A 12,399-nucleotide genomic window follows, 5' to 3' on the forward strand; every position below is an offset into this window, starting at 1 on the left:
TTGATTAGCCATCATATTGCATAGGTACTGAGGAGTGATACCTCACGCAGCGCAAGGGCCGTGCCCTGATTTTTACTGCGTGGGATTAAGCATAGTGAAGAGTAGCCGGATAACCGGCGAACTGTAATATTCTGCAACAGGAATGGCCGCCAGATGTTAATAATCGCGGCATGAAATCAATAAGTCTTTCTTATGGCTACCAAATTCCGCTCGGTTAAAAATGTATCATTTTGCAACAAAAACAGTTGTTATAAAAATTGTTATAAATCAAAGAAGTGATTGTGAAATTTGCACTCCTGGCCGTACGTCATATCTTTAAAGGGAGGTAGCGAATCGCTACGGACACAGTTAACTCGAGGAGTAGTGTAAAATGGCAAAAGTTCTGGTGCTTTATTATTCCATGTACGGACACATTGAAACTATGGCCCATGCAGTCGCAGAAGGCGCAAATAAGGTAGATGGCGCGGAAGTGATTATTAAGCGCGTACCAGAGACCATGCAGCCTGAGATTTTCCTCAAGGCTGGCGGCAAAACCCAAAACGCACCAGTCGCCACCCCGCAAGAACTGGCTGATTACGACGCCATTATTTTTGGTACCCCGACACGCTTTGGCAATATGTCCGGCCAGATGCGCACCTTCCTCGACCAGACTGGCGGACTGTGGGCTTCTGGCGGCCTTTACGGCAAACTCGCCAGCGTATTCAGCTCAACAGGCACTGGCGGCGGTCAGGAACAAACCATTACATCAACCTGGACAACACTTGCCCACCATGGGATGGTGATTGTACCCATCGGTTATGCGGCGCAAGAACTGTTTGATGTCTCACAAGTTCGTGGAGGCACACCTTACGGCGCAACGACCATCGCCGGAGGCGACGGCTCTCGTCAGCCAAGTCAGGAAGAGTTATCTATCGCCCGCTATCAGGGTGAATATGTCGCGGGTCTGGCAGTAAAACTCAACGGCTAATCTTCAACAGGAGGATTCGAATGCCAACTCAAGAAGCGAAAGCTCATCACGTTGGTGAATGGGCAAGTCTGCGCAATACATCGCCGGAAATAGCCGAAGCCATTTTTGAAGTCGCGAATTATGACGAAAAACTGGCGGAAAAAATTTGGGAAGAAGGTAGCGACGAGGTACTCATCAAAGCCTTTGAAAAAACAGACAAAGATTCGCTCTTTTGGGGTGAACAGACTATCGAACGTAAAAACGTCTAGCGCTCAGACTCCCCCGCAAACACGGGGGAGTTTTTCTTTTACTTCGCCGCCTCATTCAGCACGCTGTCGAACTTATCTATCGGGCAAAAACCATCCGCATCTATCGGACATCCTTTCAGCTCAAGCGTTACGCGCTGCGCCGGGGATTTCAGCGTCAGAACGTCTGCATTACGCAACTGCTGCGAGCTCTGATACACATACTCGATTTTCATCAGATCACGATTTGCGTTGCTGTCATGCCAGCGCTGGAAGACAATCTTCCCGCCAATCGGCGTACGCTCGTTCTGATCGTGAAGCTGGTAGGGTTTGAAATCCAGCGCGGTGAGCAGCGAAGCGATGTTTGAGTCATGTCCCACCAGCACAGTTATTTTCGGTGCTTTCGCGCGTTCAGTAACCAGCGCATTATCAATATATTTCACCAGCGGTTTAGCGACGTTCTGCGCCACTTCCGGGGAGGTGAACAGACTGTCCTGATAGCCGTTTTTCAGCTTCGACAGCACCTTCCATTGTTGATCGGATTTAATCTCGCCCCAGGCAACCTTGTCCATCGGGAAGCCTTCGTAATATTGCAAGGTGAAGGCATCAACCAGCGAATTTCCCACCTTTAGCGGCCCCGATACGCCTGGCTCCTGCTGGTATTTCGCGCTGAACGTATCTTTGGCATCGGTCAGGGAACACTGCTGTTTTTCTTTGCAGGATGGAGAGTCTTTGTAGTCGGTCATTTGCTCAAGCAACTGATAGCTATCGTTGAGCTGCATTTTGCTACGCTCTTTCTCCATGGCCTGTACGGCCTGCTGGCTGAAGGCGGCGGAATCATCGGTGATCACCGGATTAAAGGTGGGATCCATGGTGCCCATTTTTTCCTGATGATGGACCGGAACATCGCAACCAGGGAAAGCACCGGTGACAAAGAACTGCGCCGTAGCAACAGTGCGCTGCAGGCTGTTAGCATAGGTATAAACCGTATCCGGTGCCGGACATTCGCCCGATTTCACCATCCCCTGCTCTGCCAGCCACTCTCGCATATAGTGACCCATATAGATTTCCAGCACGCCGCCTTTGGTGGTGAGTTGTCCGCCGGGGACATCCCATTCTGGCCATTGTTTGGGGGTGGACTGCTCAAGAACGCTGCCGTTATTGGCTAAAGGTGCGCGTAAGTTATGCCGACTCATCATCAATACTTGTTGAAGCTGATAGCCTTCCGGCGCGGTCTGCGCCTGCGCGGCGGTGGACAGTAATACAGCCCCTGCCACAGCGGCGGCGATTAACGATTTATTCATCCCTACGACCTCTTGTTGTTATCAATCACCACAGAGTGTGACAGATATATGACATTTTTCCGGGAAGGCTTTCGCAAAAATGGGGCATCTACCGTGTCGTTTGGATGCCAAACTCCGTCTGAAGTTTGCGCACACCAAGTGGGGTAAAGGTAACGTGGCGGCTGCCTGTCTGCGTTTTTATCCATTGCTTTTCAATCAACCAGCGCAGCAGCGATGCGCCAAGCACGCCGCCGGGATGATAACGTCGTTCGCTCCAGTCCAGACAACCACAGGTTAATTTCCGCCGGGATGAGCCAGCAGTGAGGACAATCCCCATCAGCGCCAGCTTTTCCTGTCCAAGTAATGTCAGCGTTTCGCCATCCGGCGTTAACCACTGGCGGGAAACCAGCGTATCGAACAGCCTTACCGCCACCTCTCCAGCCAGATGATCGTAGCAAGTTCGCGCATGCCGCAAGCTTAACGGCGTAGTAATTTTTCGTGGTACGGATGTGCTCCACGCCACGCCCATCAGGCGCTCCAGCAGTTCGGCGATATCGTGACTCGCAAGGCGAAAATAACGATGCCTGCCCTGCGCAAGCGCCACAACAAAGCGTTGTTCGCACAGACGCGCCAGATGCGCGCTGGCGGTCGACGCAGACACATCCGCCACAGCGCTAAGTTCGGTTGCAGTCCAGGCGCGCCCATCCATCAAAGCACACAGCATACGCGAGCGCGACTTATCGGCCATTGCCGCCGCAGTAAGCGCCATTCTCGACTCCAGATCGTCCTCTTCTTCATTTAACACCACTGATGCCATAACGCCCCCTTTGACCCTAAATAGCTGAATGAACGATGCCATGAGAGCGCCCTAAAGTCACTGCACAGGTCACGCCGCTCGCAGCATCATCTCTACGCCAAGCCCGATCAGACAAAACAGAAAACAGCGTTTAAACACGAGCGGAGAAATAACTCTTCGCACACGGGTTCCTATCCACTGGCCAATAAGTGCAGGAACAATGGCCAAAGCCGACAAACTTAGGGATTGTACGGGCAGCGCGTTGTGCCACCACAAGCCCAGTGCTAACGCCAGTGTCGAAAACGTAAAAGAGATCCCAAGCGCCTGTACCAGTTCATCCTTTTCAAAGCCCAAAGACTGGATCCATGGCACGGCGGGCATGACAAATACCCCCGTTCCCCCCGTCAATAAACCGGTCACGAATCCAATGACAAGGGAAAAGGGTTTTTCACGCTGCGGATCCACGGTAATTTTCTTTCCCGCCAGCGTCCAGATAGCATAAGCAACCAGTGCCATACCCAGCGCAAACTGGGTCCGGGTTGTGTCGCCCCCGGTGATCCAGACACTGGCAAGCAAAGTGGCAATCACCACCGCCAGCAGCATAGGCCACAATCGTTGCAGCAATCGGCCAGTGTTACCACCACCGCCAAACTGAAACAGATTGCTAATTAGAGAGGGTAACAGCAACATCGCCGCCGCCGCGACCGGAGAAATAAGCGATCCGAGGATCCCCATCGCCACCGTGGGCAAACCCATACCGGTGACACCTTTCACCATCCCGGCGAGGACAAACGTGACGGTAATCATCATCACCAGGGAGGGTTCAAATGCGTATACATTGGCCATTCTTTATTTTCCCACAAAAAAAGATAAGCCAGGTTAAACGCAACTATGAATACTTGCTTCGTCGGGTGACGAAATATGCCATCCAATTATTCGCAGATAATCACTTCGCTGCGGATATTACGTGCACAATATAAGGTTCCGTCTGTCAGATACAATTGATGAAAGCACGTGTTATCTGGGATGTTGTGTAAAAGGGAACGCTCAGTATCAATGAACTCTCGTTGTATCCGATAATGAACCGCATCATCAGTTTCAAAGGAAACATATTCCCGTTTGGTATATGGTTTACTTTTTAATTTCACATATACAATGTATTGCACCGTACTGAATGTCAGTCCAGTTTTTGCAGCAATCTCTTTCAGATTTAGTGGTTCAGAAGACGTATAGAGAGTTTGTACCTGCTCAATACGTTTTTGATTGTAGGCGGATACCCGCAGGCTGAGTTTCAGTCGGTACGCCATATTGCGCACAACCGTAATATTAGTGCGAAGCATCCCCGCAATCTGCTCCGTCGTGAGAACGCCTGCGTTTTCACGCAGGACGGCCAGACTCTCTTTATTCCACCTGAATGCCATATAGTGTTTCTCTTTGTATCGCGTTCATCGGGCGGCCAGTCGCGCAAACGTTGCATCTAACTCAGGCGGTTTCCGCATCCCCTGGTGTAATTCCAGTACACGACCGTCCCTGTCAATTAACACAGAGGTTGGCGTGCCGATGACCTGATAGCGCTCCTGGGAAATCTTAAGCTGATCGCGGAGTACCGGGTAAGAAACCTGATGTTTCGCCAGTAAGTTATCTATGTTAACCGTCGCCGGATCGGTATTCACGGCCACGACCACAACGTTATCGCCCCACTTTTTACTTAGCGCTTCCAGCGCGTCCATTTCGGCAAGACAGCCACCGCATCCCGCCGACCAAAAGTTTAGATAAACAGCCTTTCCACGCCAGCGTTCAAGCCCTGCTTCTCCCCCCTGCAGGTCGAATGTTGCCAGCGCCGGGGCTTGCTGCCCAACCACCAACTTCTCTTCTTTACACCCACTAATCAGAACCAAAATGGCGAAAGTTAATATGTTAATCCAGCGCATGTTGATTCGCCTCCTCACCCTGATATTTGCCATGCTGCAAACGGATAATACGATCGGCAAATAACCCAAGCGCCGGATTATGCGTCACCATCACAATCGTGCGCCCCTGCCGATGCAGGTCAGTGAGTAGATCCAACACCCGCTGTTCATTCTCTTCGTCAAGGTTACCCGTAGGTTCATCGGCAAAAATCACCGGCGGCTCATTGACCAGCGCCCGGGCAATGCACACCCGTTGCTGCTCTCCCCCAGAAAGTTGACTCGGCAGGTGCGTCACTCGATGCCCAAGACCGACTTGTTCCAGAACCTTCCTGGCCGCCGCTTCATCTACCACGCTATGGTAGTGTTGCGCCAGCATGATATTCTCCAGCGCGGTTAAAAACGGGATCAGATGAAACTGCTGGAATACCAACCCTATTTTCTCAGCACGAAAACGGCGACGCCCCTCTTCATCCAGTGCGGCAGCATCAATCCCATCTAAAAACACCTGACCTTCTGTCGCGGTGTCCAGGCAGGTCAGAATATTCATCAGTGTCGTTTTACCCGAACCAGAAGCGCCCATAATCGCGACAAACTCCCCCTGCACTATTTGCAGGTTAATGTCATCTAAGGCGGTAACATCGCCGAACCGTTTATATAAATGGCGGGTTTCAATCGCCATTGACGGGGTCTGCACAACGGACATTGCGTTACTCTCCTTTCAACACTTTTGCGGGTTCGACGCTAACCGCGCGACGGACCGGAACAATCGCCGCCAGAATGGCGACCAGTAAAGATAATGTCAGGGTGATGGGCAGCACTGGCCAGCGTAGCGCTATTGCGGCATTGAATACGGTCAGTCCCAGTAGTTGGGCCAACATGTACCCTAAGATCCACCCACAAACCACTGCAGCCAGCGCGATAATGCAGGTTTCAAGGAGAATTTGCCGGACAATATCACCGTTGCTGGCCCCCAACGCTTTTTGCAGCGCAAATTCCCTGGCCCGCTCACCCACAATGGCCATCAACGTGGTATTCACGCACAAAGATGACAGCGCAAGGATCACAACCGATACCAGCCCCATTAACCCTTTTATTTTATCCAGTACCTGTCCTTCTGATGCGGAGACTTTCCGTATAGGACGGATCTCCAGATCCGGGTATTGAGCCTGCAATCGGCTGGCATAGTTTTCCACCTGACCGACATCGTTACTGACACTCAGCAGCCCATGGCTGATTTTATCGGGCTGATGCAACCACGCCTGCGCCACATCAAGACTCACAATTAGCATGTTATCTGTCGCATCACCGGCTTCAACAATGCCTTTTATCTGTAAGTTTTTGCGCTGATTGTGATCCACCAGGATGATGTTATCGCCCGGTTGGACGTTAAGACGCTCAGCCAATTTGACGCCAATCATCGCATTGCGATCGTCAAAGCTAACACCAATCCAACTCCCCTGAACCTGCCAGTACGGCACCAGCTTTTGCAAGGATTCAAACCACACGCCGACAATCACCACCTTCTCCAGCTCGGTACGCGCCATACCGTAAAGCCAAGGACTGGCTCCGTGAACCAGGCCTTGCGGTGCCTGATCTAAAATAGTCTGCAACGCTTGCTGCGGCATGCTGGAGCCATGGCCTGGCCCGATGTAGAAATTTGCGCCAAAGGTCCGCAATTCTTCACTCATTTTGGTATTGATGTCGAACCACACCGCAGATAGCGCGGTCACAATGGTCGCCCCGACCATCAATGCGGCAAATACTACGCTAACTCGCTGAAAACGCAGACGCAGCGCCCGCCATACCAGCAACCAGAGCATGGTACGTTTAGCGGCCATACAGCACCTCCACAGGATACAGGCGGGCAATACGGCGGGCCGGGAACCAGGTGCCAATCAGGGCAATCAGGACCGCAATAACCAATACACATGGCACCACAATCCAGGCAAAATTCAATGGCGCATCAAATAGCATCAGGCCAATCGCTTTCGCCATTCCCCATCCAGCAACACATCCCAATGCCCCACCGGCCAGTCCACTGGACGCGGCTTCAAGATAGAACAACAGCATGATTTGCCACTGATGCGCGCCAAGCGCCTTCATCAGGCCGATCTCTTTAGCGCGCTCCATAATGGTGCTGGTCATCAGTGACGCGATTCCCATAGCCGAAGCTGCCAGTGCTGCGACGGTCACGACGGCCATCAGCAACTGAATTTTATCGATTACAACCCCCTCAGATGCAGCAACCTGCCACACAGGGCGAACTTCTGCACCGGAAATAGCCTCCTCCAGTTGATGAGCAATGGACGAGACATAGGCCGTGCAGTACCAAAGGTCGTACTCTTCAGCATTCAGTGCATCGAGATTTTCACGCGCCCGACGCGACAACTCATTTTCCGGCACCGTCAGCGCCGAGACACGAATGGCCTGCACTTTGCCGGGTAAACCCAGCAACGTTTGCGCCGTGCTCAACGGCATAACCAGTTGGTTATCCTCATCCCCGCCGCTGGAGAGGATGCCGCTGACGGTCACATTCACCGTTGTATTGCTGGTACGGATCACCAGTTGATCGCCTGGCTTCCAGCCCGTTTGTCGCGCCAACGCATGCCCTACCAGTGTTTGAGGAGCATCACCAGCAGGCTCTTGCGGCCAGTGGCCTGTCACTTGCCAGAACGGGCTTACCGTTTTTTGCCCCGTCTCAAACCCTTCTTCATCTGGAATATCTACCGGTTGGCTGAAGAAGGTGCCGAGAATACGTACTTCTTTGCCGTTAACGTCGACATCACCGCCAAGCATAGGGGCAAAGCCGACAATGTTGTTGCGCCAGAAGATATCCTTAATGTTGGGGAGTTCCGCTTCATCAAGGAAATCCTGTCCTGATAGTGGATTACTGTTTTCACTGAAAAGTGCAGGCAGCGCCGCCTGTCCGGCAGGTTCAATCAAAATATTGGCACCATAGGACTTCAATTCTCTGGACATTTTATCGCCAATATCAATCGACACCGCCAGCAGGGCGGAGATAAGGCTGGACGCAAGAAAGACGGTCATAATAGCCAGCCCCTTGCGTCGGAGATTACGCCCCCAGGATTGTCGTAACATTCGCCACAGCATTTTGTTACTCCTCCCTCAATTCAGCAGGGACGAACTGTTCCGGAGTTTTACGGAAGCGATCGTAATTGGCCTCGGACGAGAAAAACCAGGTTTTGCCACCATAGCTGTATTTGTAGTCAGCAGAAGTATTGGTCAATGTGGAACCATCAACTGGGTCGGTCACCTTGATGGTCATGACCGTCGAGAAGTAATTCACGCCAGCAGCCAGCTCTTTACCTGGGATCACCAGCTCTTTCTCATCATTACGCCAGTTTTCAATTGGCACCGGATTGCAACCACCAGGTTTACCAATCGAAGGAATGAAAATGTGTACCCCGCATGCCACGCAGATAACCTGATTACCTTCCATCACGTAACCCTGATCGCCACACAGTAGACAGGCATCAAAAACCACCCCCAAACGCAACTTGTCGGGATAGCGGTTAATCACGAAAAAACGTACCGCTTTACCATCATCGGCCACCCAAACAAAGCGGTGCAGCTTGCCATCACGGAGTCGTTCTATTGGCAGATGAACCATGCCATCACTGGCAAGTTGTACCGGAATGGCTTCTGACAACTGCGGCGGTTGAGAGGCGACTTTTTCCCACCACAGTTGCCCGGCGATCACCACCACCGCACAACCTAACGTGACCAGCCAAAGACGAAATGCATTTCGACGATGCGCCAGCGCCAGTCGATAAGCAATCGGCTCATCGGCTTTACGCGTCTGGCGGATCGCGTGTAACAACGCCGGTACCCAGCACAGTGCCAGAGCAAGTAATAAGGCGGCCCCCAACCAGTTATACATCGCCGCGTTGTTTGTCACTTTGGCCACGAAACTCAATAGCGATTTCGCCAGCGGTAGCACCTGCAGTTTCATTAACAGCAGCAACAAATTACCGCTTAATGGCAGCCAAATCATGACCATCAGAATCAGCGTCAACGGCCAGTAGAGTCCACGAATACGACGCAACAGCATGGCGCTCAGTACCCCCGCCAGGCAGAGGATCGCAAATGCCAATAGCATTGCCGTCAGATTCAACAGCAGATCGGTATTTAGCACATGGGTGCTGGTTAATCCGCCGAGATTGGGATCCAAAGCCCAATGTCGGGCTGCGCCAAACACCAAAATCCCTTGCCACAGGTAGCGAATGCGCTTTGATACCCACCAGAAGCTCAACACAAACAGCAGCGTAATCATCACTTCTGTGCCAACCAGCAACAATTGCACTGGCTGCGAGCCGCGGAGGGTAAGTCCCACCAGCACGCCAAGGATTAAGCCTGTGAATAAGGTCCAGACGAGTGGGCGCAATGAAGGGGGATCGATGCGACTCCAGAGAACCCCGGAGAGCAGCGCAATGCAGAAAAAAACCTGTAGCGTCGTGACAAAAAAATAACTCATAACATCGACTCTGTACGGCGGATTGAATGATGTAACTATCCAGGTACATCGATAATTTAGAGCCTGCCCATCAGGGGGATAAGTTCGCGGTCAGTTAAGACATGAGCAGCGCAAAACAAATCGTGGGTACACTTCGTACGTAAGATTGTGAGCACTGCCCGGTCTAAAATGGCAAATCAAGCAGCCTGATGGAAAAGCGCTTAGTTCAGGCCGACGTATTTAAATTCATAACTCACATCAAATGGTTTCCACCAGCGACCAACGCCGGTCTCACTGTCTGTATGACGGTGCATACCTGCTTTTGACGGCGGTTCGATGTGATAGGTCACTTTATAGTTACCCACCCCCATCATTTTGATGTTCGCACCGTAATGAGGGCCATCGCTGGCAACCATCGGCATGAACGTACCTTCTTGTTTTTCACCCGTATCACTGTTAATCAAGGTGTAACTGATAGTCAGATAAGGGATCCATTCGCCTGCGCCAAAACCATTTTTACTGCCTTCCACGGCATGAATATCCGCCTCAAGGTGAATATCGGCTTTTGCTGCCGGTAATCCCATGCCACGCGGTTCCATATCGATTGGCTGCAGGTACACAGCGGCCAGTTCCATCTCATTCATGGTGACAGGCTCGCCTGCCGGATACTCCTTAAAGGCAAACGCTGCCGGAGCAGTGAAAATACCGGCCATCACTGCACTGGCAATCAGGGTTTTCTTCATGGTCATCAGACATATCCTCTCGTCTCAAATAACAGCTATAGATTAGTTTTTATCGTTTCCCCAGGAACAGTGCTTTTCCGCCGCATCACCCACAGCGCCACCAGCGCCGCAAGTAGCAATATGGCCTGCGGTAATAACGTTTCCACGTAGGGATAAATTCCCAACCAACTGATTTCAGGGAAGCCGTTAATCAACGTTGGCTGGAACAGCTTACCTTCCACCAGTTCCAGAACCCCTTTGCCCGCAAATACAAAGGCCATCAGGTACATAAAACTGCCGGTAAACATAAAGAACGGCTTCAAAGGCAGGCGTACAACCGAGTAGCGCATGATGAGCCAGGCGACCAGCAGAACAACACAGCCGATAACAAAACCTGCCGCAATCGCCATATGCCCAGAAATATCATTCGCATCCCCGATCAGGGCGTAGTAAAACAGCACGGTCTCCGCCCCTTCGCGGTAAACCGCCAGGAAGCTGGTAAGCCACAGTCCAACCAGTGAACCACGGGAAAGTGAGTGGGACAGTTTCCCTTCCAGCCATGCTTTCCAGTGGCGAGCCTCGACTTTAGACAGTAACCAGTAGCTCATGAAGAACAGCATGACGACGGCAATCAGCATCGTTACGCCTTCCAGCAGTTCTCGGCTGGCGCCGGAATTCGTGAACAGGAGTTGGAATATCACAGCGGTAATAACGCTTGCGATTAACGCGACAATCACCGACTGGCGAATTAACGGAAGCTTATCCTGGTGATTGTTTTTCACCATATAAGCCACGATGGCCGCCACAATAAGCAGGGCCTCCAGTCCTTCGCGCACGATAATCATCAGGCTGTAGAGCAGCAGGCTCCACTGGGTTTCTTCTCCTTCCCCCAACATCACCACTGCTTTTTGTAAATCCTGCTCCAGTGCGCTGGCTTCAGCGTTGAGTCTTTCCACTGGCTGACCCGCTTTCATCAGACTAACCAGACGCGTGAAGTAAGCCTCCAGCGAGGTTTTAAATGCCGAATCGCGAGAACCGATTTTGTTTTCCATACCGCTAGCTTCAAAGCGGTCAAAATAACTGTCTTGCACATCCAGAATGGCATTCTTCGCATCGCCCTCCTGGTAACGGGCAATCGCTTTCTGAATACTTTGATGGATACCCAACGAGACGGCAGCCCAGTCTGCGCGGGCTATATCATCCTGTGCCGTGGGCGTATTCCCCGTGTTTTGCACCGCCGTAACCTGCTGTTCGTCACGGGTAGTAGGCAGACCAGGCAGAAGATCCTCAATATCCTGTAACAACGTCGTGACCTGATAAGAGACATCATTAAGGCGATCCGGCTCTGCGGTGAGCGCAATCAACGCAGAAAATTGCTGGTTAATCGCAGCAGCGTCTTTTGCCGATCGATTCTGTCTGACCGACATTTCCATCTCTGAGTTTTTAAAACCCTGATAGTGCGCTTGTTGAACGTTCTGGCTGGCTACGCTTAAATTCCCGGCCTGATAGTTATTTACTGCCTGAGCCAACAAATCGTCGATAACGCGAAAACTTTCTTGCCAGTGTACGGCGATATCTGTCCTGGAAAACGCATTGTGCTGCTCTTCGGCAACCAGGCGATGTCCGCCATCTAACACAGGTTCAACTTCGCGCAGCGAGGCTTTGAGCCAGTCGATTTTAGACTGCACGTCAGAGAGCGATTTTTTTTCGCCAATCATGCGACGAATCTCACCAAAAGCGCTTTCCATCTCATAACTTTTGCTGGCGGAAATGTTGATTCGAATAGGACCTTCAAGGTTTTCAAATACCTCAAAGTAAGCCATTTGCACCGTTCGCCGCGCTTCATCAGTTTGTTGCTGAGAGTAAAGTTCTGCTGTTTTATCAAGACGTTGTTCAATATCCTCAATTAACGGAGCATAGTTTGTTGCGGCCCATACATGAAGGCTTACAAGCAAGCTACACAAAGTGGTCAGCAGGAAAACACAGAACTTACGCACGGTACGCATCCCGTAAAATACAAATG

The 12,399-nt window shown here is 51.5% G+C and carries 13 protein-coding genes; 2 read left to right on the forward strand and 11 right to left on the reverse strand.

What is annotated here, in order from left to right:
* Positions 1–370: 370 nt before the first annotated feature.
* Together wrbA and HV041_RS11890 are read left to right on the forward strand one after the other, a co-directional pair.
* On the forward strand, positions 371–967 hold the full coding sequence (wrbA, locus tag HV041_RS11885) for an NAD(P)H:quinone oxidoreductase (RefSeq protein WP_003832057.1): 597 nt from the start codon (positions 371–373) through the stop codon (positions 965–967).
* A gap of 20 nt (positions 968–987) precedes the next feature.
* Complete coding sequence (locus HV041_RS11890; RefSeq protein ID WP_061067654.1) at positions 988–1,215, forward strand: YccJ family protein; 228 nt, start codon at positions 988–990, stop codon at positions 1,213–1,215.
* A 38-nt stretch (positions 1,216–1,253) separates the two neighbouring features.
* Here HV041_RS11890 and agp read toward each other — a convergent pair whose 3' ends face one another.
* The 11 genes from agp to HV041_RS11945 form a co-directional block, all read right to left on the reverse strand.
* A complete protein-coding gene (agp, locus tag HV041_RS11895) occupies positions 1,254–2,495 on the reverse strand; it encodes a bifunctional glucose-1-phosphatase/inositol phosphatase (RefSeq protein ID WP_061067653.1) in 1,242 nt (413 codons plus the stop codon).
* Positions 2,496–2,583: 88 nt separating this feature from the next.
* Complete coding sequence (locus tag HV041_RS11900; protein WP_115602274.1) at positions 2,584–3,291, reverse strand: winged helix-turn-helix domain-containing protein; 708 nt, start codon at positions 3,289–3,291, stop codon at positions 2,584–2,586.
* Positions 3,292–3,360: 69 nt separating this feature from the next.
* Positions 3,361–4,116 carry a sulfite exporter TauE/SafE family protein gene (locus HV041_RS11905; RefSeq protein WP_101741507.1) on the reverse strand — a complete coding sequence of 252 codons (756 nt, stop codon included), beginning with the start codon at positions 4,114–4,116 and terminating at the stop codon, positions 3,361–3,363.
* 86 nt (positions 4,117–4,202) lie between these two features.
* Positions 4,203–4,691 carry a hypothetical protein gene (locus HV041_RS11910; RefSeq protein WP_061067652.1) on the reverse strand — a complete coding sequence of 163 codons (489 nt, stop codon included), beginning with the start codon at positions 4,689–4,691 and terminating at the stop codon, positions 4,203–4,205.
* 24 nt (positions 4,692–4,715) lie between these two features.
* Positions 4,716–5,201: a TlpA disulfide reductase family protein gene (locus tag HV041_RS11915; RefSeq protein ID WP_137346261.1), complete on the reverse strand. Its 486-nt coding sequence runs from the start codon at positions 5,199–5,201 to the stop codon at positions 4,716–4,718.
* Positions 5,188–5,883, reverse strand: a complete 696-nt coding sequence (locus tag HV041_RS11920; RefSeq protein ID WP_048212087.1) for an ABC transporter ATP-binding protein — start codon at positions 5,881–5,883, stop codon at positions 5,188–5,190. The genes HV041_RS11915 and HV041_RS11920 overlap by 14 nt, the downstream gene beginning before the upstream one ends.
* A 4-nt stretch (positions 5,884–5,887) precedes the next feature.
* On the reverse strand, positions 5,888–7,018 hold the full coding sequence (locus HV041_RS11925) for an FtsX-like permease family protein (protein WP_061067650.1): 1,131 nt from the start codon (positions 7,016–7,018) through the stop codon (positions 5,888–5,890).
* Positions 7,008–8,291, reverse strand: coding sequence for an ABC transporter permease (locus HV041_RS11930; protein WP_121584458.1), 1,284 nt, complete (start codon positions 8,289–8,291; stop codon positions 7,008–7,010). Before HV041_RS11930 ends, HV041_RS11925 begins: the two co-directional genes overlap by 11 nt.
* Positions 8,292–8,295: 4 nt before the next feature.
* Positions 8,296–9,675 (reverse strand): Fe-S-containing protein, encoded by a 1,380-nt coding sequence (locus HV041_RS11935; protein WP_048212090.1) that lies wholly within the window; start codon positions 9,673–9,675, stop codon positions 8,296–8,298.
* A gap of 200 nt (positions 9,676–9,875) precedes the next feature.
* Entirely contained in the window at positions 9,876–10,403 is a 528-nt protein-coding gene (locus tag HV041_RS11940; protein ID WP_003035987.1) for an iron transporter, read from the reverse strand.
* Positions 10,404–10,432: 29 nt separating this feature from the next.
* Positions 10,433–12,382 (reverse strand): FTR1 family protein, encoded by a 1,950-nt coding sequence (locus HV041_RS11945; RefSeq protein ID WP_048212091.1) that lies wholly within the window; start codon positions 12,380–12,382, stop codon positions 10,433–10,435.
* Between the last annotated feature and the right edge of the window lie 17 nt (positions 12,383–12,399).

Source organism: Citrobacter sp. RHBSTW-00029, from assembly GCF_014104295.1.
Classification (GTDB): Bacteria; Pseudomonadota; Gammaproteobacteria; order Enterobacterales; family Enterobacteriaceae; genus Citrobacter; species Citrobacter youngae.